The sequence below is a fragment of the Nannocystis pusilla genome, assembly GCF_020073745.1.
GTDB classification, from domain to species: Bacteria; Myxococcota_A; Polyangia; order Nannocystales; family Nannocystaceae; genus Nannocystis; species Nannocystis radixulma.
This window is the reverse complement of record NZ_JAIRAU010000045.1, coordinates 110,804-137,496: the sequence shown is the minus strand read 5'-3', so window position 1 is coordinate 137,496 and position 26,693 is coordinate 110,804. Positions and strand designations below refer to the sequence as shown.

Annotated in this window: 28 protein-coding genes; 18 read left to right on the top strand and 10 right to left on the bottom strand. The window is 71.1% G+C overall.

Features of this window, described 5'->3' with window-relative positions; translation table 11 throughout:
* The first annotated feature begins 49 nt into the window (after positions 1 to 49).
* Positions 50 to 631, top strand: a complete 582-nt coding sequence (locus tag K7C98_RS32745; protein WP_224195766.1) for a hypothetical protein — start codon at positions 50 to 52, stop codon at positions 629 to 631.
* 69 nt (positions 632 to 700) lie between these two features.
* Entirely contained in the window at positions 701 to 1,465 is a 765-nt protein-coding gene (locus K7C98_RS32740; RefSeq protein WP_224195765.1) for a TerC family protein, read from the top strand.
* A 72-nt stretch (positions 1,466 to 1,537) separates the two neighbouring features.
* Here the strand turns inward: K7C98_RS32740 and K7C98_RS32735 are convergent, their stop codons facing one another.
* Entirely contained in the window at positions 1,538 to 2,596 is a 1,059-nt protein-coding gene (locus K7C98_RS32735) for a formylglycine-generating enzyme family protein (protein WP_224195764.1), read from the bottom strand.
* Between the two features lie 405 nt (positions 2,597 to 3,001).
* Between K7C98_RS32735 and K7C98_RS32730 the strand changes: the two genes are divergently transcribed.
* Both K7C98_RS32730 and K7C98_RS32725 read left to right on the top strand, forming a co-directional pair.
* Positions 3,002 to 3,520 carry a methylated-DNA--[protein]-cysteine S-methyltransferase gene (locus tag K7C98_RS32730; protein ID WP_276572736.1) on the top strand — a complete coding sequence of 173 codons (519 nt, stop codon included), beginning with the start codon at positions 3,002 to 3,004 and terminating at the stop codon, positions 3,518 to 3,520.
* Positions 3,514 to 3,723: a hypothetical protein gene (locus tag K7C98_RS32725; RefSeq protein WP_224195762.1), complete on the top strand. Its 210-nt coding sequence runs from the start codon at positions 3,514 to 3,516 to the stop codon at positions 3,721 to 3,723. Before K7C98_RS32730 ends, K7C98_RS32725 begins: the two co-directional genes overlap by 7 nt.
* 3 nt (positions 3,724 to 3,726) lie before the next feature.
* Here the strand turns inward: K7C98_RS32725 and K7C98_RS32720 are convergent, their stop codons facing one another.
* Entirely contained in the window at positions 3,727 to 4,626 is a 900-nt protein-coding gene (locus K7C98_RS32720) for a hypothetical protein (protein WP_224195761.1), read from the bottom strand.
* 129 nt (positions 4,627 to 4,755) lie between these two features.
* Between K7C98_RS32720 and hemE the strand changes: the two genes are divergently transcribed.
* From hemE to K7C98_RS32705, 3 genes are all read left to right on the top strand, one after another.
* Positions 4,756 to 5,772, top strand: a complete 1,017-nt coding sequence (hemE, locus tag K7C98_RS32715) for a uroporphyrinogen decarboxylase (protein WP_224195760.1) — start codon at positions 4,756 to 4,758, stop codon at positions 5,770 to 5,772.
* Positions 5,769 to 6,329: a TlpA family protein disulfide reductase gene (locus K7C98_RS32710; RefSeq protein ID WP_224195759.1), complete on the top strand. Its 561-nt coding sequence runs from the start codon at positions 5,769 to 5,771 to the stop codon at positions 6,327 to 6,329. The genes hemE and K7C98_RS32710 overlap by 4 nt, the downstream gene beginning before the upstream one ends.
* An 86-nt stretch (positions 6,330 to 6,415) precedes the next feature.
* Positions 6,416 to 7,555 carry a mechanosensitive ion channel family protein gene (locus tag K7C98_RS32705; protein WP_224195758.1) on the top strand — a complete coding sequence of 380 codons (1,140 nt, stop codon included), beginning with the start codon at positions 6,416 to 6,418 and terminating at the stop codon, positions 7,553 to 7,555.
* Positions 7,556 to 7,683: 128 nt separating this feature from the next.
* On the opposite strand, the gene K7C98_RS32700 is transcribed toward K7C98_RS32705, so the two are convergent.
* The gene (locus K7C98_RS32700; protein WP_224195757.1) at positions 7,684 to 8,262 is read right to left on the bottom strand and encodes a hypothetical protein; all 579 of its coding nucleotides are present in this window, start codon (positions 8,260 to 8,262) and stop codon (positions 7,684 to 7,686) included.
* Between the two features lie 613 nt (positions 8,263 to 8,875).
* On the opposite strand from K7C98_RS32700, the gene K7C98_RS32695 reads away from it, so the two are divergent.
* The 8 genes from K7C98_RS32695 (at position 8,876) to K7C98_RS32660 (ending at position 17,263) form a co-directional block, all read left to right on the top strand.
* The gene (locus K7C98_RS32695) at positions 8,876 to 10,069 is read left to right on the top strand and encodes an RNA recognition motif domain-containing protein (RefSeq protein WP_224195756.1); all 1,194 of its coding nucleotides are present in this window, start codon (positions 8,876 to 8,878) and stop codon (positions 10,067 to 10,069) included.
* A 196-nt stretch (positions 10,070 to 10,265) separates the two neighbouring features.
* Positions 10,266 to 11,150, top strand: a complete 885-nt coding sequence (locus K7C98_RS32690) for a DUF4215 domain-containing protein (protein ID WP_224195755.1) — start codon at positions 10,266 to 10,268, stop codon at positions 11,148 to 11,150.
* A gap of 2 nt (positions 11,151 to 11,152) precedes the next feature.
* On the top strand, positions 11,153 to 12,253 hold the full coding sequence (locus K7C98_RS32685) for a hypothetical protein (RefSeq protein WP_224195754.1): 1,101 nt from the start codon (positions 11,153 to 11,155) through the stop codon (positions 12,251 to 12,253).
* Positions 12,254 to 12,596: 343 nt separating this feature from the next.
* Positions 12,597 to 13,043, top strand: coding sequence for an acyl-CoA thioesterase (locus K7C98_RS32680; RefSeq protein ID WP_224195753.1), 447 nt, complete (start codon positions 12,597 to 12,599; stop codon positions 13,041 to 13,043).
* Between the two features lies 1 nt (position 13,044).
* The gene (gene glpX, locus K7C98_RS32675) at positions 13,045 to 14,007 is read left to right on the top strand and encodes a class II fructose-bisphosphatase (protein WP_224195752.1); all 963 of its coding nucleotides are present in this window, start codon (positions 13,045 to 13,047) and stop codon (positions 14,005 to 14,007) included.
* A 6-nt stretch (positions 14,008 to 14,013) separates the two neighbouring features.
* Positions 14,014 to 14,952, top strand: a complete 939-nt coding sequence (locus K7C98_RS32670; RefSeq protein WP_224195751.1) for a fibrinogen-like YCDxxxxGGGW domain-containing protein — start codon at positions 14,014 to 14,016, stop codon at positions 14,950 to 14,952.
* A 10-nt stretch (positions 14,953 to 14,962) separates the two neighbouring features.
* Positions 14,963 to 16,039, top strand: a complete 1,077-nt coding sequence (locus K7C98_RS32665; RefSeq protein ID WP_224195750.1) for a hypothetical protein — start codon at positions 14,963 to 14,965, stop codon at positions 16,037 to 16,039.
* A 42-nt stretch (positions 16,040 to 16,081) separates the two neighbouring features.
* Positions 16,082 to 17,263, top strand: a complete 1,182-nt coding sequence (locus K7C98_RS32660; protein ID WP_224195749.1) for an OmpA family protein — start codon at positions 16,082 to 16,084, stop codon at positions 17,261 to 17,263.
* Positions 17,264 to 17,305: 42 nt separating this feature from the next.
* Here the strand turns inward: K7C98_RS32660 and K7C98_RS32655 are convergent, their stop codons facing one another.
* The 7 genes from K7C98_RS32655 to K7C98_RS32625 form a co-directional block, all read right to left on the bottom strand.
* Entirely contained in the window at positions 17,306 to 17,854 is a 549-nt protein-coding gene (locus K7C98_RS32655; RefSeq protein ID WP_224195748.1) for a GNAT family N-acetyltransferase, read from the bottom strand.
* Positions 17,851 to 18,903: a hypothetical protein gene (locus K7C98_RS32650; RefSeq protein ID WP_224195747.1), complete on the bottom strand. Its 1,053-nt coding sequence runs from the start codon at positions 18,901 to 18,903 to the stop codon at positions 17,851 to 17,853. The genes K7C98_RS32655 and K7C98_RS32650 overlap by 4 nt, the downstream gene beginning before the upstream one ends.
* A 224-nt stretch (positions 18,904 to 19,127) precedes the next feature.
* Positions 19,128 to 19,511: a hypothetical protein gene (locus K7C98_RS32645; protein WP_224195746.1), complete on the bottom strand. Its 384-nt coding sequence runs from the start codon at positions 19,509 to 19,511 to the stop codon at positions 19,128 to 19,130.
* Between the two features lie 576 nt (positions 19,512 to 20,087).
* Positions 20,088 to 20,624 (bottom strand): GNAT family N-acetyltransferase, encoded by a 537-nt coding sequence (locus tag K7C98_RS32640; protein WP_224195745.1) that lies wholly within the window; start codon positions 20,622 to 20,624, stop codon positions 20,088 to 20,090.
* A 40-nt stretch (positions 20,625 to 20,664) separates the two neighbouring features.
* Positions 20,665 to 21,666: a restriction endonuclease gene (locus K7C98_RS45145; RefSeq protein ID WP_224195744.1), complete on the bottom strand. Its 1,002-nt coding sequence runs from the start codon at positions 21,664 to 21,666 to the stop codon at positions 20,665 to 20,667.
* A gap of 151 nt (positions 21,667 to 21,817) precedes the next feature.
* Positions 21,818 to 23,476, bottom strand: a complete 1,659-nt coding sequence (locus K7C98_RS32630; protein WP_224195743.1) for a right-handed parallel beta-helix repeat-containing protein — start codon at positions 23,474 to 23,476, stop codon at positions 21,818 to 21,820.
* A gap of 114 nt (positions 23,477 to 23,590) precedes the next feature.
* Positions 23,591 to 23,986 carry a YchJ family protein gene (locus K7C98_RS32625; protein WP_224195742.1) on the bottom strand — a complete coding sequence of 132 codons (396 nt, stop codon included), beginning with the start codon at positions 23,984 to 23,986 and terminating at the stop codon, positions 23,591 to 23,593.
* Between the two features lie 174 nt (positions 23,987 to 24,160).
* On the opposite strand from K7C98_RS32625, the gene K7C98_RS32620 reads away from it, so the two are divergent.
* The 3 genes from K7C98_RS32620 to K7C98_RS32610 all read left to right on the top strand — a co-directional run bounded on the left by K7C98_RS32620 (position 24,161) and on the right by K7C98_RS32610 (position 26,663).
* Positions 24,161 to 24,637 carry a GFA family protein gene (locus K7C98_RS32620; RefSeq protein ID WP_224195741.1) on the top strand — a complete coding sequence of 159 codons (477 nt, stop codon included), beginning with the start codon at positions 24,161 to 24,163 and terminating at the stop codon, positions 24,635 to 24,637.
* Between the two features lie 167 nt (positions 24,638 to 24,804).
* A complete protein-coding gene (exaC, locus tag K7C98_RS32615) occupies positions 24,805 to 26,325 on the top strand; it encodes an acetaldehyde dehydrogenase ExaC (protein WP_224195740.1) in 1,521 nt (506 codons plus the stop codon).
* Positions 26,325 to 26,663 carry a DUF779 domain-containing protein gene (locus K7C98_RS32610; protein WP_224195739.1) on the top strand — a complete coding sequence of 113 codons (339 nt, stop codon included), beginning with the start codon at positions 26,325 to 26,327 and terminating at the stop codon, positions 26,661 to 26,663. Before exaC ends, K7C98_RS32610 begins: the two co-directional genes overlap by 1 nt.
* Positions 26,664 to 26,693: the final 30 nt, after the last annotated feature.

Sequence of the window (26,693 nt, the reverse complement as noted above, 5' to 3'; positions counted from 1 at the left end):
TTCGGGCGAGGTGCCCCGGGCGCTCGACCTGCGCTATGGTGGAGCTCGAGTGTCGCTCGTCCTCCTCGCCCTCATGCTCGTCTACGGCGCCATGCGGTCGGCCCTGTGGGCGCGGGGGCAGTGGCGGTTCTTTCGCATGCGCGGCGACTTGCCGCGGGCGGGCGCGCCGGCGCAGGCGCCCGCGCACCTGGGCGGCGCGCTCGCGGGGCTGCTCGGGCACAGCCACGCGGGTCGCGTCCAGCTCGTCGCCAGCGCGCGGCAGGTCGCCATGGTGCTCCTCATCGACCCGGATGTCGCCTTCGGGTGCGTCCGGGACCTCCGCTACCGGTTCGCGCTGGCGGACGCCTGGTCGGCCGCCAACGCGTGGCTGCGGGTCTACGACGGCCTGCCCGAGCACGAGCAGCGGCGGCTCGAGGAGTACGGCTACACCGCGCGGCAGTTCGGCGAGCGACGGGCGGAGCTCGGCCGCGAGGTGCGTCGCAGCGTCCGCGCACCTGCGCTCGAGCCGTTCGCCGTCGACGACGTGAAGGCCGTCCAGCAGCTCGTCCTGGCCCTGATCCGCGACCTCGAGGCCTGCGAGCGCGCCCTGCTGGCAGGCGCGCCCGAGCACCCGTACCGCGCGGTCGGCTGAGCTCGTCGCCAGGCGCCCCGGGTCCGCCTCGGCGACCCGCGATTCTTGAATCGGGTTAAGCTACCGCCCGTGTTCGACCCCGCCACGCTCGCGACTCCCGAGGTCTGGATCAGCCTGCTCACGCTCTCGGCCCTCGAGGTCGTGCTCGGACTCGACAACATCATCTTCATCTCGATCCTCGTCGGCAAGCTGCCGGAGGCCAGCCGCGACCGCGCGCGCCGGATCGGCCTCATGGGCGCGTTCGTCACCCGCCTGGGCCTGCTGGCGACGCTCAGCTGGATCATGCAGCTCGACAAGCCGTTCTTCGAGCTGCTCGGCCACCCCTTCACCGGCAAGGAGGTGGTGCTGCTCCTCGGCGGTCTGTTCCTGATCTACAAGTCGACGAAGGAGCTGCACGACAAGATCGAGGGCGACGGCGAGGAGCACCTCGCCGCCAGGGGCGCGGCCACCGTCGGCGGCGTGATCTTCCAGATCCTCCTGCTCGACCTCGTGTTCTCGATCGACTCCGTCATCACCGCGGTCGGCATGGCCCAGGAACTGTGGATCATGGTCGCCGCCAACGTCCTGGCGCTCGGGGTGATGCTGCTCGCCAGCAAGTCGATCGCCGTGTTCGTCGACCGCCACCCGACCATCAAGGTGCTGGCCCTCAGCTTCCTGCTGACGATCGGCCTGCTGCTGACCGCCGAGGCGTTCGAGATCCACGTGCCCAAGGGTTACATCTACTTCGCCATGGCCTACTCGGTCGCCATCGAGATGGTCAACATCAAGATCGGCCGCAAGGGCAAGGTCAAGCACGCCCCCGAGACCGATCCGCAGGCCGCCCACCCGTTCTGAGACCGGCGAGCGGCCGAGCGATGCTCGTGCGCGCATGACATTCGCGGCCCCCGGCGGGAGCCGCGGACGGACCTACGCGCTCCTCCGCGCCTTGGCCGACTTCTTCGCCGCCTTCTTCGCGACCGTCTTGCTCGCCTTCTTCGCCGCCGTCTTGCTCGCCCTCTTCGCGCTCGCCTTCGCCTTCTTCACCGCGCCTGTCTCTTCGACCATGTCTGCTCTCTCGTGCTCGCCGAGCCCGTAGACCAGCCGCACCGACGCCCCGTATTCGGCCGCGCGGTCGGTCATGCGCATCGCGCAGAGCATCAGGTTCCACTCGCCGCAGCCTTGCCAGGGGTAGCAATCGGCGGCGCCGCCGCGGACCACATGCATGCCGGAGGCGAGCCAGGGGGCGCCGTCGTCGGGGGCGGCGCGGTAGTGGGGGTGCCAGTGGTCGGCGCACAGCACGGGGTAGAGGCCGTAGCCGTGGAGGCCGAACGCGTTGTGGGTCGAGCCGTCCTCGTCGGCGAGGATCGCCTCGATCGTCGCGTCGTCGGGCAGGCGGTCGCCCCAGGGGAACAGGCGGCGGTGGAGCCCGCCGCGGGCCGCGTACTCGAGCTCGGCCTCCGCGGGCAGGCGCATGCCCGTGCCGACCAGCACCGCCGTGATCTGCTCCGGGTTCAGGTGGGCCGCCGCCTTCGCCACCTGGCCGTACAGCGGGTCGCTGAAGTCGGGCAGCCAGCGCAGCGCCCGGCCGATGCTCAGCACGCGTTGTGCGATCAAGAACGGCGGCACCACCACCCGGTGCAGCGGGCGCATTTGCCCGATCTCACTGAGCAGCAGGTCGAACTCCTGATCGAAGTCGTCGGCCGCGACCTCGACCGCCTCGCGGGCCGTGCGGATCGCCTCCTCTTCCTCGGGCGACAGCCCCATGTCGAAGCCGCCGCCGGGCACCAGGCTGAATTCGCCGACGGTCGCGTGCGTGAACACGGCCACCGGCGTGTGCGCCCCGCCGTAGCTGCGCAGGCCCGCGTATTCGAACTCGGGGCCGAGCTCCGCCGCGACCAGGCGCGCCAGCTCGTCGCGGCGCTCGTCGGTCGCGCTGGACCAGAGGGTGCGGTCGAACAGCTCGGGGGCCGCGGCGACGTGCAGCATCTGCCCGTTTTACCTCGGACGCCGCGCGCGGTGCATCCACCTCGCGTGCGCGGTTCGCAGTGGACCCGCGTTCCGCGGGGTGGCGGGGCCGTCGCGAGCGAGCGCAGCCGTGGCGAGCGCGGTCGGTCGCGCTGCATCTTCGTCGCCCCTGCGGGTGCGTCGCCGCGGCTCGGCTCGCCTGTGATCCGGCGCGCCCTCGTCCTCGCCCCGAGCGCGCGCACGGGCTCCTGCGGCCCCCGAGACGGCGTTTTCACGCCGACGCGCGAATTCGCTGCCGCGCGCCCGCGCGCCGGGGTACACCGGTCGCGTGAGCCTCACCCGCGCCGCCTCCGACCCGCCCGCCTCGCCGCCGCGCCGCGCACCGCGGGCCCCGTATCGACCTGTCCTTTGGAGCTTGTCATGACAATGGCCTTTTGGACATGGATGGACAGCCCGATCGGCGACCTGCGGCTGGTCGCCGCCGACGGGGCCCTGCGCGCCGTCCACCTGACCGAGCGCCGCGGCGACCCGCCGGCCGCGGCGTACGGCCGCGAGCGCCCCGACGAGCCGGTGCTGCAGCAGGCGCGGCGCGAGCTCGACGAGTACTTCGCGGGCCGCCGTCGCCGCTTCGACGTCGCGCTGGGGGCCGTCGGCACCGAATTTCAGCGCGCCGTGTGGAAGGCCCTGACGGCCGTCGAATTCGGGGCGATCTGCAGCTACGGCGACATCGCCCGCGCGCTCGGGCGGCCCACCGCCACGCGGGCGGTCGGCGGGGCCAACAACAAGAACCCGCTCGCCATCATCGTCCCGTGTCACCGCGTCGTCGGCAGCGACCGCACGCTCACCGGCTACGGGGGCGGCCTCGAGCGCAAGCGCTGGCTGCTCGCGCACGAGGCCCGGCTGGTGGGCGCGGTGCTCGACGGTTACGACCCGCCGCGATGTTGAAGCGACTCCCGGCCGCGCGCGGAGCCCTGTGCGCCTGCGCCACGGCTCCGGTCGCGTGCACGAGATCCGCGCGCGGCGAGCCCGAGCAGCTCGTCGAGCTCGGCCCCGTCGGCGCCTTCGACCTCATCGACCCCGACCCGTGCGTGCGCCTCCTCGACGGACGCGCAGCGCACTTGTGGTCGCCCGAGCGCTGCCGGCCGTAGCCCTCAGCAGTTCGGGCACGAGCACGCCAGATCGACCTCGCCGGCCCCCTCGCCGCAGAACCCGAACGGCTGGACGCAGGCCTCCTCGGCGCACCCGCAGCTGGCCTCGCCGCCGCACGCCTCGGGCATCGGCAGGCACACGTGCTCGAACACGAACGCCTGGTTCTCGACGCACAGCAGCTCGTCGGGGCACGCATTGCAGTCCGGCACCTTGTCGCACGACACCGCCGGCACGCACGCGCCGCTCCAGCACCCGCCCGTGACGCCGGGCAGCTTGCCCGGCGGGCAGTCCGGCGGCAGCGAGTCGCACAGGACATCGCTGCTGCAGTCGACCTTCTCGGTCGTGCACTGGCCGAGCACGCACTTCGCCTCGTCGATGCCGATCTGCTGGCACTGCGTCTGGTCGCACCGCTCGTCGCAGACCGCGTCGTCCTGGTCGACGGGGATCGCGTAGCACGAGCAGCAATCGTCGTGGAGCTTGCAGTCCTCGTCGGTGACGCACGGCCCGCCGCCGATCGGCCCGGTCGTGCCGCCCGTGGTCGTGCCGGCCTCGGTGTCGGTCTCGGTGTCGCCGGTGGTGGTCGTCGTCTCGCCCGTCGTGCCCGTGTCGATCGTCGTCGTCGACTCGGTCGTGGTGATCGCCCCGGTCGTGCTGTCCGAGGTCGTCGCGGGGCCCTCCCCGGTGGGGTCGCTCAATCCGGTCGTGCTGGTGTCGGGCGTCGGCCCCGACACCCCCGTGGTCGGCGAGTCGGTCGAGCCGCCGGGACTCGTCATCCCGCTCGGGTCGCTGGTGCCGGTGTCGGTCGCGGTCGCCGTCGAGTTGCCGAGGCTCTCGCCCTGGGAGGCCGCCGTCGAACACCCGAGACCGATGGTGGAGATCAACAAGAGAGATCTAAGTCGCATGGGCCGAAGGATGGCAAACGGTCCGGGCGCGCGCCAGGGGGCCCGACGGACCGCTCCAGCCCCGCGTGTGCGTCCGCGCCCCGGACGCGGGGCCCCGCGCCCGCCAGGGTGCGCTATCGTCCCCGGGCCATGCAGAACGACAGCTTCCTCCGCGCCTGCCGCGGCGAACGCCCCGAGCGGACCCCGATCTGGCTCATGAGACAGGCAGGGCGCTACCTCCCGGAGTACCGCGCCGTGCGGGCCCGGGTCAGCTTCGAGGAACTGTGCCGCAGCCCCGACCTGTGCGCCGAGGTCACCCTGCAGCCGATCGACCGCCTCGGCGTCGACGCCGCCATCCTGTTCTCCGACATCCTCGTGGTGTTCGACGCCCTCGGCGTCGACGTCCGCTTCGAGCCCTCGCCGGTGATCGCCGCGCCCGTGCGCACCCGGGCCGACGTCGACCGCCTGCAGTGGATCGACCCGCGCGAGGCCTGCCACTACGTGTACGCGGCCGTGCGCGCCTGCAAGGCCGCCCTCGCCGACCGCGTGCCGCTGATCGGCTTCTGCGGCGCGCCCTTCACCACCCTCAGCTACCTCGTCGAGGGCAAGACCAGCCGCGAGTTCGAACATGTCAAATCGCTCATGTTCTGCGAGCCAGGTCTCTTCGGACATCTGATGGAGCGGCTCACCGACCTGCTGATCGACTACCTGCGCGGCCAGGTCGAGGCCGGCGTCGACGCGCTGCAGGTGTTCGACAGCTGGGCCGGCGCGCTCGCCCCCGACGACTACCGCGAGCACGTGCACCCCCACACCGCCCGCCTGTGCGCCGCCGTGCGCGAGTTCGGCGTCCCGCTGATCAACTTCACCCGCGGCAACGCCAACCTGCTGGCGTTCGCCGCCGAGACCGCGGCCGACGTCGTCGGCGTCGACTGGTCGATCGAGCTCGACCGGGCGATCGACGTCGTCGGCCCCGAGCGGGTCGTGCAGGGCAACCTCGACCCGTTCGCGCTGCTCGGCCCGCCGGCGCTGGTCGAGCGCAAGGCGCGGGCGGTGGTCGCGGCCGGCCGGCGCGCGAAGGCCCACATCTTCAACCTCGGTCACGGGATCTCGCGTCACACCGACCCGACGATCGCGCGCCTCCTGGTCGACACGGTCCACGACGCATGAGCCGCCCGTCCCGCGTGCTCCGGCTCGCGGCGCTCGTGGCGTCGACCGCCGCCTGCACGCGTCCGCAGACCGGACCCCCGCCCGAGCCGCCGCCGCCCGACGCGCCGGTCCTGCCCGACGCGCCGATCCGCCACGCCGCCGGCGAAGTCCTCGACCTCACCGTCCCCCTGCTCGCCGGTCCGGCCCTCCCGCTGCCCAGCCTGCGCGGCCGCGTCGTCGTCCTCGAGCTCACCTCCGCCGCGCTGCCCTCGTGGCCGGCCAGCTTCGCCCTCTACAACGACCTCCTGCGCGAGCACGGCGCCGCTCGCCTCGCCGTCGTCCTCGTCGCCCTCGACCACGACCGCAGCATCCTCAGCCCCGAACCCGACCTGCGCCTCCACGGCTTCGAGCTCGGCTGGGACCCGCAAGGCGCCCTCGCGGCCCGCTTGCAGCTCGCCGCCCTGCCGACCGCGCTGGTCCTCGGCCGCGACGGGCGGATCGTCCACGTCGCCGGCGGCCCTGCGCCCGAGGCCTCGCGCGGGCTCGCCGACGCCGTCCGCGCGGCCCTGGGCCCCTGAGGTCGAAAGACCACACCTCAACACGCGCATTCGCTCTCATGACTTGAACCGCGGCCGGGCGTCACGGCATCCTCGCTGGCCCGGATATGCCCCAAGCGCTGCTGGAGCTGCTCGAAGTCCCCCCGGTCCGCGCGGCCGCCGTCCTCCTCGGCGCCTTCCTCGGCGCCTTCCTCGTCGAGCTGTTCTTCCGCGGCGTCGTGCAGATCCTGGTGCGGAAGACCAAGACCGACCTCGACGACCAGATCGTCGCGATCTTGCGGCGCCCGGTCTTCATCACCGTGCTGCTGGTCGGCTTCCACTGGTCGGCCGGCATCCTCGACGGCGAGGGGCGCTTCGGGCACATCGGCGACGCCGCGCTCGAGACGATCGCCGTGATCGTGTGGACGCGCGCCGCCTTCCGGATCGCCACCCTCCTGCTGCACCACTTCAGCCGGCGCGCCGGCGACGGCGCGTTCCTCCAGCCGCGCACGCTGCCGCTGTTCGACATGTTCGCCAAGCTGTTGCTGGTCGGCGGCGCGACCTACTTCGCCCTGCTGGCGTGGAAGGTCGACGTCACCGGCTGGCTCGCCTCCGCGGGCATCGTCGGCATCGCCGTCGGCTTCGCCGCCAAGGACTCGCTGGCCAACCTGTTCGCCGGCATCTTCATCCTCGCCGACGCCCCCTACAAGATCGGCGACATGATCAAGTTCGACGACGGCCTGCGCGGGCGCGTCACCGACATCGGCCTGCGCTCGACCCGGATCCTCACGCGCGACAACATCGAGATCAACGTCCCCAACTCGATCATCGGCAACTCGAAGGTCGTCAACGAGAGCGCCGGCCCGACCGAGAAGGAGCGCGTGTCGGTCAAGGTCTCCGTCGCCATCGGCTCCGACATCGACCTCGTCCGCGCCGTGCTCCTCGAGTGTCCCAAAGGACAGCCCCACATCTGCGACGAGCCGGCCCCCACGGTCGTGTTCACCAGCTTCGGCCGCTCGGGCCTCGAGCTCTCGCTGCTGGTGTGGATCCACCAGCCCGGCCTCCTGGAGGAGGTGCTCGACAACCTCAACTGCCGCGTCTACAAGGCCCTGACCGCCGCGAACATCGAGATCCCGTACTCGAAGCACGACGTGTACATCAAAGGCCTGCCCGAGCCGTTCCCCCTGCCCGCACCCGAACCCCGCCCCTCCCTGGCCCTCGGCCCCCCGCGCCCCCTCCTCGCGCCGGAGCCCGTCTCCCCGGGTTGACGGGACTCCGCTCGCCTGTGCCCGCGTCATTCCGCCGACCGCGACGCAGAGCAGCAGCGACCTGTTCCGCTGCCCTGACTCGCGCCTACGCAGACGCTGGCCCTGCCGCTATGCCGGCTACGGATTAGCTACACGCAGTTGATCACGTTGCTCTGGGGCACCGGGCCATTACTGGTGGGCTGGCTGAACGTGCAGGTGACGGTCAGCAGGGTCTCTTCGCCTGGGTCCACCACCTCGTTACTGTTCTCGTCCAGGGTGACCGTGATGGTTGCCGCCGTGAAGGCGAAGGCGGTGACGTTCTCGGTCCACCGGGAATTGGGGCAGCCGGGCGCGCCGGCGATCGAACTCGGAGCAGGATCCGTCTGCACAACGAAGGACACGTTCCCGTTCTTGATTTCGCCCTCCGAGATCGGTTCGGTACCCGTAAGGGTGATCGGCGCAGGATTCTGTCCCGGCGGTTGATTGACGCCGGACGGGTTGACACAGACCGCGGTCGCCTGACCCGTGCCCGCAAGACTGATCACGATGTCGCCCGCGCCGAGCCCCGCGAGGGCCCCGCTCGCCTGCAGCGCAAGGCCCAGGTCCGTGAAGCTCGGCTCGGCGTTCGCGCCGCCCTTGAGGTGCACGCTCGCTGCCAGCGCCACCGTCGCCCCGAGCATGGCGGTGAGGGAAAAGGTAGAGACCAATGCAATGAACTTGTTTCGCATGTTAAGTATCCTTTCCGGGAAACACTGTGCACGAAGTTAGTGGCGGCTCTGAGTGATCTGTCCGTCAGTTCGATGCGGGTCACCGAAAAGTGTCCGCTGATTCGTCCGCCTTACAAGGCGCGACCCGTTCCACTCGAATGGCCGAGATGGATCGAGCAAGAGCGCCACGAACTCGCCCCACGTGCGGCGTCCGTCGGGCATCGGGTGCCGCCACGACCACCCACACCCACGAAGTAGACGATTGGCGCGCGTCGTCGTTCTTATCATCCACTCTGCGACCGCGCGGATGCATCGATTGGACCGACCGGCGCCAGCACCGCCTCAAACATCTCCCTGGGCTGAAATGCATCGACAGCTCGCCATAAGGAGACGCGCACCCGACCGATGTCTCGCACCTGCGCACGAGCATCGACCTCTCGCAGACGACGACGAATGCGACGACCGCCGCAGCATGGAGCTCTCCCCCGTGAGGATCGAACTGCCTCCTCGCGGCATTCCCCCCAATCGTCGCCCTCGCGAGGTCCCGAACCTCGCCCGAACACGGCCGTAGCAATTCAATGTTCGAGCACTTCACGCTCGACTCCAGCCGGCGTCGCGCATACCATCGCCCTGAATGACGACGGCTACCCTGCCATGGACGAAAGTGCACCGGCTCAAGCTGCACGGGCCACGCAACCGTCACGCGAGCGACCCGCTCGCCGCCACCCCCGATGACGCGTGGCTCCAGCTCACCGCGATTTACGCCCAGCGGGTGAAGAAGGAGACCCAGCTCGGCCCCCGCGTGCTGTTCCCCCGGCGCTTCGTCACGAAGTTCAAGCCGGTCCGGTCGTGCCTCGCCGCGGTGCTCGCCGAGCTCGAGCGCCCGGAGCGACCGCAGGACCTCGACGTCCTCAAGGAGCTCGTGCGGGCATACGTCCTCGAGCACATTCGGACCGACAGCAACGACCCTACGCTGCTGGACAGGTGGGGCGGCTGGCGTCATGCCCGCGCGCTCGTCGACTTCTGGGCCGGCTCGAAGGGCCTCGCGTTCTGCCTCGAGGTGCTCACGAGTCCCGGGCAATTCTCGCTGGAATACGAACGGAGCGAGGGGTTCTTCGACTGCGAGCTCGTCGCTCCCAACGACGACACCTGGGTCCTGTACGACGGGGTGCACAATGTCACGTCTCCGCTGTGGTGGGCCTTGCGCGTGTGGGTCTCATCGCTGCCCGACGACGCGTTCGCCCGCGAGCTCGCCGCGGCGCGGCCGCTCCTCGCGCGGTGGAAGGGCCTCGGCCCCCACGTCTTGAACATCCGCTGCCGCGTCGCGTTCGCCCTGTCGCGCGATCCCTCGATCGCCGAGGCGGTGAAGGCCGAATTGATGCAATCAGCGCTCGACGAGAGCCCCGATCCGCTGCCGTTCCTCTACCCGGCCCTGCTCGACGCGAATTCGGCCGTCGAGCTGATCACCCGCGTCTTCGGCGAGGGCACCCCCCGCAGGCCGCTCTGGCTGTCGTTCGACATCGTCGACGCCTACGGCACCGACGCCGCCGACATCTTGCGCCGCATGATCGGTCACAGCGCGAAGCAGTACGAGAGGCGAGAGCTCGCCGCGCTCGAGTTCGTCGAGCGCGCCGCGTCCGCGAAGCCCAGCGCCAAGAAGGCCGCCAAGACCGCGCCGAAGAAGACCGCCAAGGTCACGCCCGCGAAGAAGATCGCCAAGGCCACGCCTGCAAAGAAGGCCACCAAGACCGCGCCGAAGAAGACCGCCAAGGTCACGCCCGCGAAGAAGGCCGCCAAGACAGCGCCGAAGAAGAAGCCGCCGAAGTAGCGGCTGAGCTGCCCGCTCGCACCGAGATGCGAGTCAGGCCAGGGTCGCTCGCGCTCGCGCCCGGCAAGCGCGTAGGGTTCCAGTGCGATGGCCGCACAGGCCCGTCGCGCTCGTTCGCAACACCGCCCTGCGACATCGCCCGGCGCGATCGTGGCCTCGGTTGACACGCTACCGACGATCATGAGACCGTTGCGCGATGTCGCGCATCCGCACGCTCCTGCCCGCCGCGCTGCTCCTGGCCGGCTGCACCGCACCTGGCCTGAAGTACATCGACGGGTACGACAAGACCACCGGTGGCAGCGACGCGACCACGAGCAGCAGCGGCGGGGCCGAGAGCACCTCGATCATGACGAGCACCGAGGGTTCGGACTCGGGCGACGCCTCGCACTCGGGCACCACGAGCACCACCTCGGACGCCGCCACCGGCACCGCCGACGCGACCGCCGCCGACACGACGACGACCACCACCGGCGCCGAGCCCTTCTGCGGCGACGGCGTCGTCGAGGGCGACGAGGAGTGCGACGACGCCAACGACATCGACGACGACCGCTGCTTCGAGTGCACCAAGAACCGGTGGGTCTTCGCCTCCGCCGCCCTGCACAACACCGGCGCACTCGGCGGCGTCGAGGGCGCCGACAGCCTGTGCCGCCAGTACGCCCTGCAGAGCGGCAAGGCCGACGACTCCTGGAAGACCTTCATCGCCTGGCTCTCTGACTCGGAGCACGACGTCCGCGACCGCCTCTACCCGGGCCGCGGCCGCTACGTCCGCACCGACGGCGTCGTCGTCGCCGAGACCGTCGACCGCTTCTTCTCCGGCTCGATCGCCGCAACCATCGACGTCGACGAGCACGGCAACCAGGAGCTCAGCGGCGGCGTACTCACCGGCACCAGGTTTGACGGCACCGCCGCTCCCGGCACCCACTGCGACAACTGGACCACCGAGAAGCTCACCGACTTCTCGGCCTACATCGGTGTGCCCTCCGCGACCGACGAGTCCTGGACGATGCTCCCCAACCCCGATGTCAACCCCCAGCCCTGCACCGCCCTCGCCGCGCGGCTGTACTGCATCGAGGGGGAGTGACCATGCCGCGCAACACTGATCTCCTCGCGCTCCTCGTGATGCCCCTCGGGACAGCTTGCACGGACGATCCCCTGCCCTCGATGCCCGCCACCGGCGGCGGGAGCGGCTCGCCGACATCCTTCGATCCGCCGTCGTCGTCCTCGACGACCTCGGAGCAACCGACGACCACCGAGCCCACGACGTCGAGCACCACCTCGACCGGCGATCTTACGACCGGGCCGGACGGATCGGTGTGCGGCGACGGCATCGTCGGCGACGAGGAGCAGTGCGACCTCGGCGCCGCCAACGCCAACACCGGCGCCTGCACGCTCGAGTGCAAGCACGCCTCCTGCGGCGACGGCCTCGTGCACGAGGGCGTCGAGCAGTGCGACTTCGGCCTCGGCAACGATGATTCCTACGACGGGTGCCGGCCTCTCGACTGTCAATACGGCCCTCGCTGCGGCGACGGTATCCTCGACGTCGAGTACGAGATCTGCGACCGGGGCGAGCTCAACGGCACCGGAGTCACCGACGACGAGTTCGCGCCGTGCTCGCTCATGTGTGGCTATTACGGCCGCTTGCTCTTCATGACGAGTCAGCAATTCAACGGCAACCTCGGCGGCGTCTCGGGCGCGGATCTAAAATGCCGCGCCGCCGCCTCGGCCGCCGGGTTGCCGAACGCCAACAAGTACCGCGCCTGGATCAGCGACAATTTTCAGTCGCCGGAGACTCGCTTCGATCAGTGGGATCTGCCTGGCGTCCCGGTCATCCTGACCGGCGGTCTCGTCGTCGCCGACGACCTCCTCGACCTCGTGGACAACGGCCCGCACACCGGCATCGCTCGCACCGAGTTCGGCGAGACTCTGTTCAAGGAGCGAGTGTGGACCAACACCTCGGCCTTCGGCGAGATCTTCAGCATCGACGATCACTGCGACGGCTGGACCGCGGCCGATGGGTCGCTGCAAGCGCGCTCGGGCATCAACGCGCTCGCTGTCGAAAGCGGTCCTGAATGGGACAGCTGGCGCGCCGAGCGGTGGTGGACCAGTTTCTCGGTTTTCACTTGCAGCGCGCTCGCCCGCCTCTACTGCATCGACGACGGCTTCGTCCTCGAGCAAGAGGACTGAGCGGCAGGCCGCATCCGCATCCGGGCCCCTCCCCGGTCGTTCGCCTGGCGAGCCGACGCAACGACGGCGTCACGCCCCGGCCCGCCGCGGAGCCGTGACGAGGCCGAGGCCGCTCGGCACCTCTGCCGGGGTCACTGCCCCGCCGCGAGCGCGACGAGCCCCGCGTGGTCGCGCAAAAAAACCGCCGCTCGCCCGCCGCAACCCCTTTGGCGGGTATTCCGCCTGGCCGGAACGCGACACCGCTCACACCCCGCGCGGCCCCGCTCGTGTGCGGGGCGGTTTACCCTCGCGGCCGCTCGTCATGGCGCGCACACCGAGGCTCACCCGATCGCCTGCCCGAGAGTTGCGGCTCGGCGTCAAGTTGCGGGTCATCTACGCCGACACCGACCAGATGGGCGTCGTGTACCACGGCACCTACGCGCGGTATCTCGAGGCGGCGCGGGTCGAGTTCATGCGCGACGCCGGTCAGACGTACGCCGACGTCGAGGCGGCGGGGTTTGCCTTGCCGTTGACCGACCTGCAGATCAGCTACCTCTCGCCGGCGCGTTACGACGACATCTTGTCGGTGATGGTCGGCGTGGTCGAGATCGGCTACGCGCGGTTGATCCTCGGCTACCACGTGCGCGTCGAGCCGGGCGATCGCAAGGGGTTGGCCGAGCCGCTCACCATCGCCTTCGCCGAGACTTGCCACTGTTGTATCGCCCGCGCCGATGGCCGTCCGGCGCGGTTTCCTGGCCCGTTGCGGGCCGCCCTCGCCGACCTGGCCCCGAAGCCAGAAGGAGCCGACTGACATGGACCGCACCCTCGTCCTCGAGTACACCCGCGTCACCGAAGCCGCCGCGATCGCGGCCTCGACCATGATCGGTCGCGGCGACCGCAACGGCGCCGACGCGGCCGCCGTCAAGGCCATGCGCGACGCGTTCGAGCGCGTCGCGGCGCGCGGCACCATCGTCATCGGCGAGGGCGAGCGCGACGAGGCGCCGATGCTCTACATCGGCGAGAAAGTCGGCCCTTCCGACCCGACGCTGCCCGAGGTCGACATCGCCGTCGACCCGCTCGAGGGCACCAACCTGTGCGCCAACGGTCTGCCCGGCGCGATCACCGTGCTCGCCGTCACCGACCGCGGCCTCCTGCTCAACGCCCCCGACTGTTACATGATGAAGATCGCCTGCGGCCCCGAGGGTCGCGGCAAGATCTCGCTGTCGAAGTCGCCGCGCGACAACCTCTACACGCTCGCCGCGGCCAAGGGGCGCCGGCCCGACGAATTGACGGTCGTCGTCCTCGATCGTCCGCGCCACGAGAACCTCGTCACCGAGCTGCGTGAGGCCGGCGCACGCATTCACCTGATCACCGACGGCGACGTCGCGCCGGTGGTCGCCACGTGCATCCCCAAGAGCGGCATCGACATGGTGTACGGCATCGGCGGCGCCCCCGAGGGCGTGCTGGGGGCCGCGGCGATCCACTGCATGGGCGGCGAGTTCGTCGGCAAGCTGGTGTTCCGCTCCGACGAGGAGCGCCGGCGGGCCATCGCCATGGGGCACAAAGACCCCGATCGAGTGTTCGGCGTCGACGATTTGGTCCGCGGCGACGTCATCTTCGTCGCCACGGGCGTCACGGGGGGCCCCCTGCTGAAAGGTGTGCGGCGGATCGGCGATCGCATGCACCTCCAGAGTCTGGCCATCCGCAGCAAGACTGGCACAATACGGTGGGTCGACACCTCGGTCGACGCCACCCGCTTCTTGAGCGAGCACTAAGCACAGATGTCCCCCAAGACCTGTCTCTTCGTCACCGCCCTGCTCCTCCCCGCCTGCCCGGGCCCTGCCATGCAGGGCTCGACCGGCACGGACGACACGACCGACACCGGCTCGTCCAGCGGCGACCCGCCCGCCACCAGCGAACCGACCACCACCGAGTCGGTGATGACCTCCGACCCCGTCACCGACACCGACACCGACACCGGCGAGCCGCCCGCGGGCTGCGGCGACGGCCAGCTGAACGGCGACGAGAGCGACGTCGACTGCGGCGGCAGCTGCGGCGGGTGCGACGGCGGGGCCGCGTGCGGCGGCGACGACGACTGCAAGTCGAGCAAGTGCGAGGCCGAGGTCTGCTTCCCGCTGCTCGCCAGCTGCCTGGCGCTGCACGAGGAGCTGCCCGAGCTGGCGAGCGGCACCTACCCGCTCGACCCCGACGGCGACGGCACCGGCCTCGAGTTCAACTGCGACATGAGCCCCGAGAGCCCCGGCTGGACCGAGGTCTTCTCGCCGGCCGTGGAGGGCGCCTGGGACCCGGTCAAGGAGGGCGCCTGCGGCGACCTCGGCGAGATGTACGGCCCCTACGGCATGGGCGACGTGCTCACGCTCGACACCACCGCCGCCGCCGTCCCGCACACCGAGCTGCGCGTGGTCGCCGAGGCCGTCGTCATCGACTCGTGGGACGCCTTCACCGACGAGAAGATCATCATCAAGCTCGACGACGTCGACATCTTCAGCCAGCTCTGCGACTCGGAGGCCGCGTTCAGCTGCAACCAGCAGGCCGACGTCTGCGGCGACGCCGACTTCAACGACGGCGTCGTGGCGATCGCCACCGACCCGGCCGCGCACGACGGCGACGCCGTCGCCCTGAGCTTCACCAGCAACCTCGACGAGGCGATCGAGGAAGAGTCGTGGGGCGTCCGCGCCGTCTCCGTGTTCGTCAGGTAGCAGCGCCGGCGTGACCCACTTCCTCTTCTGCGTGTGCCAGCTCGGCGCCGAGCCGGCGATCAAGGCCGAGCTCGCCGTCCTGCGGCCTGAACTGCGCTTCGCCTACAGCCGGCCCGGCCTCGTCACCTTCAAGTCGCCGTCGCCGGTCGCCCCCGACGACCCGCTGCCGGCCGTGTTCGTCCGCGCCTTCGGCGCCTCCCTCGGCCCCGCCGAGGGCCCGCCGCAGGTCCACACAATGCTCTCCGGGACATGTCCTCAAGGCCAGCCCGTGCGCCTGCACGTGTGGGAGCGCGACGTGACCCGCCCGGGCGAGGAGCCGCCGGGGTTCCGCTACGGCCCGCGGGCCGCGGCCGCGCGCGAGGCCATCGTCGCGACATGGCCCGAAGGACAGCACCCGCTGTTGCCCGGCGAGGTCGCCGAGGTCGGCGACCGGGTCCTCGACGTCATCGTCGCCGAGGGCGAGCCGTGGTGGGTCGGCCATCACGTCCACGGCCCCGGCCACTCGCCGTTCCCCGGCGGACGGATCGCCGTCGACATGCCGCCCGAGGCGCCGTCGCGGGCCTATCGCAAGCTCGAGGAGGCGCTGATCTGGTCGGGCGCCCCGGTGCGCCCCGGCGACGTCGCGGTGGAGATCGGCAGCGCCCCCGGGGGTGCCAGCTACGCCTTGCTGCGCCGCGGCGTCACCGTCTACGGCATCGACCCCGCGCTGATGGACCCGGTCGTGCTCGACTACCGCGGCGCGGCCGGCAATCGCTTCATTCACCTGCACCGTCCGATGAGCCTGGTCCAGCGCGCCGACCTGCCGCCCGCGCTGCACTGGGTGCTGATGGACGTGAACCTCGCCCCGCAGGTCGCCCTCATCACCGCGCGGCGGCTCGCCGCCCGGCCTCGCCACGCGCTGCACGGCGTCCTCCTCACCCTCAAGCTCGACGACTGGCGCGCCGTTCGCCACGTCCCGCGCCTGCTCGCGTCGATCTCCGCCATGGGCATGGACGAGGTCAAGGCCACGCAGCTGCCCAGCAATCGCATGGAGCTGTTCGTGTGCGGCCTGACCCGCCTCGGTCGCCAGCGCCTCACCGGTCCTTGATTTCGTCGCTCCGCGGCCGCGGCCGTGGTGTATTTTCCGCGCATGCGCAGTCACGTCCGTCCCCTCGTCGTCCTCGCAATCGCGGGTGTCGCCGGCTGCTCGGCCAGGGCCTCGATCAACGTGTCCGCCTCGCCCGCGGACGTCGAGGCGCGCACCGCCATCCAGACCCGGGCCTCGGCGGTGAAGATCGTCCGCCGCGGCGACAAGCTCGACTACGAGAACGGCGAGATCGAGTTCGAGACCAACTCGGCGGCCCTCGTCGGCAAGGACACCGACGACATCCTCGACCGCTACGCCGACGTGCTCAAGCAGTACCCCGCCCTGAAGATCCGCATCGACGGCCACACCGACAGCCGCGGCAGCACCAAGTCGAACCAGGAGCTGTCCGAGAAGCGCGCCCAGTCGATCAAGAGCGCCATCGTCCGCCGCGGGGTCGCCGGCGACCGGCTCGAAGCTCGCGGCTACGGCGAGAGCCAGCCCGAGCGCGTCGAGCCCAGCTACTGCCGCAACCGCTCGGAGGAGACGGTCGCCGACGCCAAGCTCGCCGAGTGCAAGGAGATCTGGACCGCCAACCGCCGCGCCGGCTTCATCGTCACCGAGGGCGCCGACAGCCTGCCCGCCGAGGGCGCCGCCGTGGCCGACCGGACCCCGGCCGAACCTGCCCCGAAGGCCAGCCCCGAGAAGCGCCGCCCCGACTGGGCCCTGCGCCTGTTCGGCGGCTACTCGATGCTGTACCGCGGCTTCGACTACCACGGCGGCCACTTCGGCGTCGGCGTCCACGCCTCGCAGCGCTTCGGCGCCCGCGGCCGCGGCTACATCGGCGGCGGCCCGCGCCTCCATTACCGCAGCGTCCGCGCCCACGAGGGCGGCCTCGGCGGCCACGACATCGGCATCCACATGCTCGGCCCCGAGGGCGACCTGCTGGTCGGCGGCGGCAGCGACCGCGTGGTCGGCCTGTTCTCGCTGCGCCTCGGCCTCGGCGCCGCCTTCACGCGCGGCCAGGCCATCGACGACCTCGGCGCGACCACGCACTTCCGCGGCACCGTCCTCGCCGGCTGGCTGCTCGGCGGCGTCACCGTGCTCGGCAAGCTCAACGAGCGGTGGAGCCTCGGCGGCCACGCCGAGGCCGGCATGATCGGCGTCGGCGGCGGCCTCGGCTTCGCCACCGAGATCGGCCTCAACGCCGCCTGGCACTTCGGCCGCGGCCGCCGCAAGGGCATCTGACGCTCCGGGGACATGCCCGAGAGGACATGTCCCATGTACCATTCAAGCGTCGTCGGCCGCCGTCAGCGGTCGCGCCAGGTACAGCCCGGTCTCGCCATCATCGTAATAATCGGCGATCTCCCGCACCAGCACCATCCCCGCGCGCCGATTGAGCTCCTGCGCCGCCGTGTTCGACAGGCGCACGTGGGTCGTCTGCGTGCGATAGCCGAGCCGGTACGCGATCGCGGCCATGCGCGCGCGCAGCCACGACGCGTGGCCGCGGCCCTGCTCGCCGGCCCGCGTGCACGTCTCGACCACGTACACCCGCCGCTGCCCGCGATTGAGCTCGACCAGCGTGTAGCTGACGATCGTCCCCCCGCGCCGCAGCCCGATCGCCAGCGCGTGCGCCCGCTCGAGGTAGAACCGCAGCTTCGCCGGCGTCAGCGCCTCCTCGCCGAACGCCGCCGCGCTCATCGCCGCGACCTCCGGGATGTCCGCCGCCGTCATCACGAACGCCCGCAGCCCCGCGCCCGCGCGCCGGCCCTCCAGCTCGGCCGCCAGCCGGCGCACGATCGCCGCCGTCAATCGCGGCGGCCGCTTCGAGGGCCTCACAATCGCCTCCCGACGATCGCCGTCGTCCCCGGCACCCACCCGAGCCTCGCGTCGAATCGCGGCAGCCCGGCCGCGAACTCCTGCGCCGGCGCGCCGACGATCAGCACCGGCTTGTACGCGTCCTCGTTGACGACCTTGCGCTTGGCCACGCCGATCGACGGTGGGTCGTCGAGCCCGGTGCGGCACGTCGGGTCGAGGCAGCGGATCGCCGGGAACGCGTCGACCAGCCGCGCGATCGCCTTGAGGTCGATGACGACCCCGAGCCCGTCGCGGTGCACCTCGAGGTCGCGGCTCGTCGACTGCGACGTGATCACCGGCCCGCGCACCAGGTACCCGTTGAAGTACGCCAGCCGGTCGCCGACGAACACCCGCATGAACAGCGCCTGGCCCGGCCGCACCCCGGCGACCGCCACCGGCCACAGGTGCTGCGCCAGCGCGTATGCGGCGTCCTCCCCCCATTGTCGCGTCAGCTGTTCGGCGATCCACGTCAGCTCGGCCTCGCTCGGCGGATCCGGGGACAGCGCGAAGCGAAAGCCCTCGCCCTCGTCGAAGCGCGCCAGCAGCTCGCGCGCGGCGCGGCGGCGATCGGCGGTGAGCGACGCCAGGTAGCCGGCGAATTCGTCGCCGAAGCGGGCGCGCGGGCTCGCCAGCCAGGCGAATCGCTCCCCGCCCGGCGCACCCGGAGCCAGCGCCTCCGCCGCCTCGAAGGTGTCGGTCATGACGATCGCCTCGCCGCACTCGTCCGCCAGCGTCGCCGCGATCGCCGGCGCCCTCGCCACGATCTCCGCGGCCGACAGCGGCACCACCGGATGCGACAGCGCGCCGACGAGCGCCCACCCGAACGCCCCCGGCGCCAGCGGGTCGCGGTAGAGCCCGACGCCGTCCTGCCCCGCCACGATCGGCCCGTCGAGCGGCGCGGCGAGCCAGCGCGCGTGCAGTTGCAAGTAGCTCGCGCACACCCGCGGGTCGTGCTCCGGCGCCGCCGCCGACTCGGAGAACCGCCCGAGCCGGGCCATCCAGGCGACGTACTCGTGCGCCGACATCAACATGCCGTCCGCCTTCTACCACCACCCGGCCGCGCTCGGCCTCACGAGTTCTGCGCGAATTCGCGCCACGCCCGCCCCACGAGGCCCGGTCGCCGCCGCGAGCGCCTTCGCAGACATGTCCTCCAGGACATACTATTTTTCTTAAAAGGATCGGCAAGACATCGCGCGGGGGCGACCTCATGTCGACCCCGCGCGAACCTCTCCTCTGTTGCGTCAGAGCTCTTGGGTCAGATGCCGTCGTCGTCGACGAAGCCGTACACCGCGCACTCGTCGTCGCACTGGACCGTGCAGGTCTGGTCGGTGCCGGCGAGGACCGTCAGCACGTCGGAGATCTCCGTGGTGCTGACGTTGCAGCGGGTGGCGCACACCTCGCGCGGCTGGTTCTCGTTGGCGCAGTTGAGCACGCAGATGCAATTCGGGTCGTTCTGGCACGAGGAGTAGGCGCCGCAGCAGCCCGTCTTGATGCACACGTCGCAGTCGGTGTCGTCCTCGTCCACCGCGCAGACGGCCACGGCGTCGTCGTCGTCGTCGACTTCCGAGAGCGCGCAGCCGAGCACCAGCCCCGCCGTCAACAGGCCCGCGTAGAACCGTCGCTTCGATTGGATGAACATCACTCGCACTCCTTGGTCGTCGGCGAGGGGCCCGCGCCTCGCGTCGGCGGCCTCCTCGGGGAATGTCGTGAGTCTGACGGCGACCCGGAACGGACGCCGCCTCGCCGAAATGCCGGCGATATGTTCAGTCCGCCGTCGATCGGCGCCCGTTCTCCGCCGCAGCGGCGGCGCGGCCCCGATTGTGCTCACCATCACAGTATGGACATTCGCGCCCGCCGGCCAGGCCGAGCCCGTCGCGCCGCTCCCGAGCCGCGACCCCCGCCCGGCCCGGACGCCGGCCAGGGCCTGCGCCGACCGATTCGGCGCCGTCGAGGCCGCGACGTGCCGTCGATTCCCACGATTCCCGGCGATTCACCACATCACCGCCCCCGCCCGCAGGCGGGCGACGGCGCCACGAATGCCGCGAGCGGGCGACGGCAATGCACATACCGGGCGAACGCTCGCCCGCGCGGTCAATTGAAGCGAGCGGCCAGCTCGGCGCAGGCCGCATATTCGCCGTCGGGCCGGCCCAACGAACATTTTCCCCGCCCGACCGGCCACATGTCCCGAAGGACACAATATCAATCCTGCGCCCGCTCAGCTCAGGGCCTTGCGCATCGGCACGAACGTGATCGTCAGCCCGCCCGCGAGCGGCACCTCCTGCGCCGCCGCGGCCTCGTAGCCGAGCGCCGCGTACAGACGCACGCCCGGGAGGGTCGCCATCAGCTCCGCCGCGGCGAAGCCGGCCGCGCGGGCCTCGGCCTCGCAGCGGCCGAGGATCGCCGAGCCGAGCCCGCGGCGGGCCCACCCCGGGTGGACGAAGAACGCACGGATCCGCGCCGCCTCGCGCGCGGGGTCGAGGCGGTCGGCCTGGCGCCCCGGCTGGTCGTCGCCGCCGAACAGCGTGCGCCGGAAGCTCCAGCCGCCGCACGCCACCGGCGCGCCCTCGGCCTCGGCCACGAAGTACGTCCCGTCGGTGATGAGCTGCGAGTCGACCCCGTAGGCCGAGCGCAGCGCCGCCTCGATCTGCGCCGCCGAGTAGTCGTGCTGTTGCAGCGCGCGCGCCGAGGTGGCGATCAGCTCGCGCAGCGCGGGCGCGTCGGCGAAGGTGGCGAGACGGAGCGGCGGGTTCACGCCCCGATCTTGCGCCGAACCGCCGCCGCTTGCACGCCCTTCACGACCCGTGGCGCTTGAGCTCACCGAAGCGTCCGACGCGCAGCAGCACCCCGTGGGCCGCCAGCATGTCGACGAACTTCGGCCCGTCGACCAGCTTGAGGTTCGGCTCGCCGTGGGCCGCCCCGTTCGCCTGCGGCGAGAAGTCCGACGTCGTCACCAGCAGCGCCTCCGAGAATTGCTGGCGGCGGAACGCGCCCAGCAGCTCGTCGACGTAGCGGCGGCCCACGGCCCCGGCGTAGCGCTTGGCCTGCACGGCGATCCGCGAGCGGTGGCCCCAGCCGTCGATGCGCGCCGCGACCACGTCGACCCCGCCGTCGAGCGGCCCGCCGCGCTGCTCGACGTCGACGTAGCCCATCGCGCGCAGCAGGTCGGCCACGATCGCCTCGAACTTGCGCGGCTCGACCCCCATCAACCACTGCAGCGTTTGCTGCTTCACCAGCGCGTTGTGACGCGCCACCAGGGCCTCGATCTGCGGCGCGGGGTCACCGAGCTCGAGCCCGCCGGGCGCCGCCGCGTCGGGCCCCTGGATGTAGCGCCGCCACTTGATCAGCGTGTGCGCCCGCCGCTCCGCCGTCGTCCGCGACAGCCCCGTCAACACCTCGAGCCGGCGCGTCAGCGTCGCCAGGTCGAGCGCCTCGCCGGTGAAGAACGACGCGAACGGCCGCAGCGCTCGCGCCAGCCCGACCGCCTCCGCGAACACCTGCCGCTCCTCGCGCGAGCCCTCCCCCGTGGCCAGCAGGCGCTGCCCCAGCGACGTCACCAGCAGCTCGCCGCGCGCGTTGAACTCGACCACCCCGAGGATCACCGCCGCCTGGCGGTAGTACAGGAAGTGCCGCCGGTCGACGTCGAGCAGCTCGAGCAGCGTGCCCGCGTGTTCGATGCCGTCGCGCACCGCCGCCACCAATTGGCGGATGTTGCTCAGACGATCGGCCTGCGGCACGTCCAGGGTGCGGTGCAGGCGATCGACGCGTTCGGTCGCCAGCTTGTGGATCTTCACCACGCCCCGACCTTTGCACGCCGCCAGCCCCTTGGGTACTGCTTTTTCGGCCAGATCGCCCGTGCAGCGGGGAATTGCGGGCACTTCACGGTACCCGCGGGGAATCACCGCACTCGCGGGCGCTGCAGGGAGCGCATTCGCCCGCAGCAATTCCTCAAGCGATCGCTCGCCGGCGCCGGATCGCCGCCAGCACCAGCAGCATCGGCCACACCGCCGCCGCGTTCGCGTTGTTCGAGCACGCGCAGCCGTCGCTGCTGCCCTCGCTCCCCTCGCCGGCCGTCGCCGCGTCGGCGCCCGCCGTGCCGTCGTCGGTCCCGCCGCTCGCCGAGCTCGGCCCCTCGCTGTCGCTGCCGGGGCCGCTCGTCGGGCTGTTCGTGTCACCGCCTGACTCGCTGTCGCCGCCCGACTCGCTCGACGGTCCGCTCGTCGGGCCCTGCGTCTCGCCGTTCGACTCGCTGTCGCTCCCCGGCCCTCCGCCCGTCGGGTCGTCGGTCGTCGACGTCGACGTATCCCCGCTCGTCCCGGTGTCGCTGTACTCGTACGCGCCGACGTCGGGCGCACCGTCGTCGCGCGGCACCCCGTCGAGGTCGTCGACGATCTCGATCTCGGGCACCGGGAAGCCGATGTTGCGCAGCGACGAGCCCTCCGTCAGGTGGAAGTCGCGCCCCGCCGCGTCGACGAACCCCCAGCCGCCCGGGTCGTCGGCCGTCTGATTGCCCTCGTCGATGAAGTCGGGCACCTCGCCGCCGATCCCGATCGGCGACATCCCGGCCCCGGCCACCGCGTTGTTGCGCAAGAAGCCCTGCCCGAGCATCGGCCCGAACACCGCGATCCCCCAGCCGCCCGACGAGATCACCGTGTTGTGGGCGACCTGGATCTTCGACCCCATGTTGAGGTTCTGATCGTTGATGTAGATCCCGGAGTCGGCGAAGTTGGCGACCACGTTGTTGTAAAGCTGCGTGTCGCCGGCGCCGAAGATGAAGAAGCCATTGGTCGGGCCGTCGAGCAGGACGTTGCCCCAGATCTTGCAACTCGACGCGCCGCCGACCTGCAGGCCCTGCTGCTGGTACAGCTCGCCCGCGGTGCCCACGTTCTTGATCGTGTTGCGATAGAAGTGACAGTCTTTCGGCGTCACCCCGATCTGCGCCCCGTCCCAGCCGGTGTTCTCGATGATGTTGTCGTGGATCCACGCCCCGTGGTGCTCGTGCGGGTAGAGCGTCACCTCCTGGCCGTCGCACGTGAACACCCGCCCGCCGTAGCCGGTGCTGCCGAAGTAGATGCCCTCGCCGTGCACGTCGTGGATGTACATGTGGTGAAGCCGCGAGTTGTACATCACGAAGTTGCCGAGGTTGGCCGACCCGTCGCAGCGCGACTCGGTCTTCATCACCACCCCGGCGAAGCCCGCCTCGTACACCTCCATGTGATCGATCTCGACGTCGCTGCTGAGGTCGCCCACCGCCACCCCGAACGCCGAATAGTCGGGCCCCATCCGCGACGCCCGCACCTTGAAGCCGTACGGGATCTCCGGGTCGGCCGAGCCGGTCACCCGCACGTGACGCGAGCCGTCGACCGTGAGGCCGTAGCCCTTGTCGTTGTTGTCGATGTTGACCTGGCCCTCGCAGTTGCGGATCTCGATCGGCGCGTCCTCCTCGCCGATGAACTGTTGCAGGCGCAAGAACGGCCGGTCGCCGCCGCGGACGCACACGCTCTCGCCCGGCTGCACCCCCATGTCGGTGCCGTTCACGACCTCCCCGGACAGCTCGATCACGTGGTCGCAGTCGCACGGCGCCGCCGCTTCGGCCGCATTCGGCACGGTCATCAGGAGAGCTGCGAATGGTGCGACGACGACAAGGCGATGGCCCATCGCCGCAACGTCGACGACGGCCCGCCGGCCGTCAACAGGGCCTCACCGAGCCGTCGCCCGCCGCTATCCCTGCACCACGCCGTCGACGTAGACCCATCGTCCGTCTTCGCGGACGAACCGGCTGCGCTCGCGCTGCACGAAGCGGCGCCCCTCCGACTTGAGCGCCGCCGCGAACGCGACCACGCCGGTCTCGTCTGCGGGCCCGCCCGCGGCCGTCTCGACGATCGTCAGCGACATCCCTCGCAGCCCGCGACAATACGCGGTGAGCTGCTGGCGGTCGATCGTCCCGCGCGCCGCCGCGCTTGTGGTCTGGAGGAGGTAGTCCACCGCCCCTTCCACATACGCCGTGTAGCGGCTGCGCATCAGATCTTCCGCCGTCTCGGCCGGGCGCGCGCCGACGAGGAGCGGGCCGCAGCAGCTCTCGTAGGTGCGACGACCGCACGGGCAACGCCTCGACATGCCGCGCATGGTGCCACAGGTCGCCCGCCGCGACGACAGGTCGCACGGGCGCGACGCTCGCTGCGCCGCGCTTGTCTTCTCGCCCCGGACAGGTAGAAAGCAGGCGCCGCGCTCACCTGCCCTTCCGGACAGCCTGCCGCCGGCGCCGACTCACACCATTCCTGCCGCATCATCATGGACGACACGACGAACGACTGGAAGCTCCCCTGGACCGGCGGCTGTCGCTGCGACCGCGTGCGGTTCCGCGTCACCACGCCGCCGCTCGTCACGATGGCCTGCCACTGCCGCGGCTGCCAGCGCATGGCCGCCAGCGCCTTCTCGCTGAGCCTGCTGCTGCTCTCCGCCGGCTTCGAGGTCACCGCGGGCGAGCCGGTGATCGGCGGCCTCCACGGCCCGAACCGCCACTTCCACTGCCCGCACTGCAAGTCGTGGCTGTTCGGCCGCCCCCACGGCATCGACCACCTCGTCGTGCTGCGGCCCACCATGCTCGACGAGCACGCGTGGTTCGTCCCCTTCATGGAGACCGGCACGGCCGAGAAGCTGCCGTGGGTCACCACGCCGGCGGTGTACTCGTTCCCCGACCTGCCGCCACCGGAGCAGTACGCGCCGATCATGCAGGACTTCGCCGTCCGCGGCGCGCGTCCGAGCTGAGCAGCCTGCGCACTTCGTGCGCCCCGATCGCCCGCCCGCGCCCCGTCCTGGCCTCGCGTTGAGCTTTTCCTGATGCGCAGCGCGCTCCTCGCCCGCGTGTCGGTCGCAGGCCCCACGCGTGCGCCTCGTCGCGGGAGTATCTTGGCCGGCGGAGGAGCACCGACGACATGCGATATGCCAGGCCCAACACTCCCGGCGCGAAGGTCAGCTACGAGTCGCGCTACGACAACTTCATCGGCGGCGAGTTCGTCCGCCCCGTGCAGGGGCGCTACTTCGAGAACCCGAGCCCCGTGACCGGGCAAACCTTCTGCGAGGTCGCGCGCTCGAGCGCCGAGGACATCGACCTCGCGCTGAACGCCGCCCACGGCGCCAAAGAAAAGTGGGGCAAGACCCCGGCCGCCGAGCGGGCCCGCCTGCTCAACAAGATCGCCGACGTCATGGAGGCGCACCTCGAGGAGCTGGCCGTCTCCGAGACGTGGGACAACGGCAAGCCGATCCGCGAGACCCTGGCCGCCGACCTGCCGCTTGCGATCGACCACTTCCGCTACTTCGCCGGCTGCATCCGCGCCGACGAGGGCACGCTCGCCGAGCTCGACGAGCACACCGTCTCCTATCACCTCAAGGAGCCGCTCGGCGTCGTCGGCCAGATCATCCCGTGGAACTTCCCGCTGCTCATGGCCGCGTGGAAGCTCGCGCCCGCCCTCGCCGCCGGCAACTGCGTCGTCCTCAAGCCGGCCGAACAGACCCCCGCGACCATCCTGCTGTGGGCCAAGCTCGCCTCATCGATCCTCCCGCCCGGCGTCGTCAACATCGTCAACGGCTTCGGCATCGAGGCCGGCAAGCCGCTGGCCCAGAGCCCGCGCGTGGCCAAGGTCGCGTTCACCGGCGAGACCACCACCGGCCGCCTCATCATGCAGTACGCCTCCGAGAACATCATCCCGGTGACGCTCGAGCTCGGCGGCAAGTCGCCCAACCTGTTCTTCGCCGACATCCTCGACCACGACGACGACTTCCGCCAGAAGGCGCTCGAGGGCTTCGCCATGTTCGCGCTCAACCAGGGCGAGGTCTGCACCTGCCCCTCGCGCGCGCTCGTCGACAAGAAGATCTACGGCACCTTCCTCGAGCTGGCGACCGAGCGCACCCGGCGGATCGTCCAGGGCGACCCGCTCGACACCACGACGATGATCGGCGCCCAGGCCAGCAACGACCAGCTGGAGAAGATCCTCGCCTACATCGACATCGGCAAGAAGGAGGGCGCCCGCGTGCGCACCGGCGGCGAGCGCGTGCGCCTCGGCGACGGCCTCGGTGACGGCTACTACGTCGCGCCGACGATCTTCGAGGGCCACAACAAGATGCGGATCTTCCAGGAAGAGATCTTCGGCCCGGTGGTCTCGGTGGCCAGCTTCGACGGCTTCGACGACGCGATCGCCCAGGCCAACGACACGCTCTACGGCCTCGGCGCCGGCGTGTGGACCCGCGACGTCCACACGGCCTTCCGCGCCGGCCGCAACATCGCCGCCGGCCGCGTGTGGACCAACTGCTACCACCTGTACCCGGCCCACGCCACGTTCGGCGGCTACAAGCAGTCGGGCATCGGCCGCGAGACCCACCGCATGATGCTGAACCACTACCAGCAGACCAAGAACCTGCTCGTCAGCTACGACCCCAAGCCGATGGGGTTCTTCTGATGACCGACGCCCCGATCAGCGCCACCCCGGCCGCCCTGGCGCTGATCGCGGCGCTGCGGCAGCAGCACGGCCCGCTGATGTTCCATCAGTCCGGCGGCTGCTGCGACGGCAGCGCGCCGATGTGCTACCCCGCCGGCGAGTTCAAAATAGGGGCCCGCGACGTCCTGCTCGGCACCGTCGGCGACGCTCCCTTCTACATCGGCGGCGACCAGTACCAGCGCTGGCGTCACACCCGCCTCACCCTCGACGTCGTCCCCGGCCGCGGCTCCGGCTTCTCGCTCGAGGCGCCCGAGGGCGTGCGCTTCTTGATCCGCTCCGACGTCTGCGCGGCACCGTGAGCGGATGAGCATGCTCGTTCGAGCATGTCT

Coding starts and splice junctions, on each gene's coding strand:
- K7C98_RS32695 (WP_224195756.1), top strand. CDS start 8,876: ATGACGACGGCTACCCTGCCATGGACGAAAGTGCACCGGCTCAAGCTG.
- K7C98_RS32720 (WP_224195761.1), bottom strand. CDS start 4,626: ATGCGACTTAGATCTCTCTTGTTGATCTCCACCATCGGTCTCGGGTGT.
- exaC (WP_224195740.1), top strand. CDS start 24,805: ATGCGATATGCCAGGCCCAACACTCCCGGCGCGAAGGTCAGCTACGAG.
- K7C98_RS32610 (WP_224195739.1), top strand. CDS start 26,325: ATGACCGACGCCCCGATCAGCGCCACCCCGGCCGCCCTGGCGCTGATC.
- K7C98_RS32735 (WP_224195764.1), bottom strand. CDS start 2,596: ATGCTGCACGTCGCCGCGGCCCCCGAGCTGTTCGACCGCACCCTCTGG.
- glpX (WP_224195752.1), top strand. CDS start 13,045: ATGGACCGCACCCTCGTCCTCGAGTACACCCGCGTCACCGAAGCCGCC.
- K7C98_RS32645 (WP_224195746.1), bottom strand. CDS start 19,511: ATGTTCATCCAATCGAAGCGACGGTTCTACGCGGGCCTGTTGACGGCG.
- hemE (WP_224195760.1), top strand. CDS start 4,756: ATGCAGAACGACAGCTTCCTCCGCGCCTGCCGCGGCGAACGCCCCGAG.
- K7C98_RS32670 (WP_224195751.1), top strand. CDS start 14,014: ATGTCCCCCAAGACCTGTCTCTTCGTCACCGCCCTGCTCCTCCCCGCC.
- K7C98_RS32700 (WP_224195757.1), bottom strand. CDS start 8,262: ATGCGAAACAAGTTCATTGCATTGGTCTCTACCTTTTCCCTCACCGCC.
- K7C98_RS32690 (WP_224195755.1), top strand. CDS start 10,266: ATGTCGCGCATCCGCACGCTCCTGCCCGCCGCGCTGCTCCTGGCCGGC.
- K7C98_RS32730 (WP_276572736.1), top strand. CDS start 3,002: ATGGCCTTTTGGACATGGATGGACAGCCCGATCGGCGACCTGCGGCTG.
- K7C98_RS32725 (WP_224195762.1), top strand. CDS start 3,514: ATGTTGAAGCGACTCCCGGCCGCGCGCGGAGCCCTGTGCGCCTGCGCC.
- K7C98_RS32710 (WP_224195759.1), top strand. CDS start 5,769: ATGAGCCGCCCGTCCCGCGTGCTCCGGCTCGCGGCGCTCGTGGCGTCG.
- K7C98_RS32650 (WP_224195747.1), bottom strand. CDS start 18,903: ATGTTGATGTCGGCGCACGAGTACGTCGCCTGGATGGCCCGGCTCGGG.
- K7C98_RS32620 (WP_224195741.1), top strand. CDS start 24,161: ATGGACGACACGACGAACGACTGGAAGCTCCCCTGGACCGGCGGCTGT.
- K7C98_RS32660 (WP_224195749.1), top strand. CDS start 16,082: ATGCGCAGTCACGTCCGTCCCCTCGTCGTCCTCGCAATCGCGGGTGTC.
- K7C98_RS32685 (WP_224195754.1), top strand. CDS start 11,153: ATGCCGCGCAACACTGATCTCCTCGCGCTCCTCGTGATGCCCCTCGGG.
- K7C98_RS32705 (WP_224195758.1), top strand. CDS start 6,416: ATGCCCCAAGCGCTGCTGGAGCTGCTCGAAGTCCCCCCGGTCCGCGCG.
- K7C98_RS32625 (WP_224195742.1), bottom strand. CDS start 23,986: ATGTCGAGGCGTTGCCCGTGCGGTCGTCGCACCTACGAGAGCTGCTGC.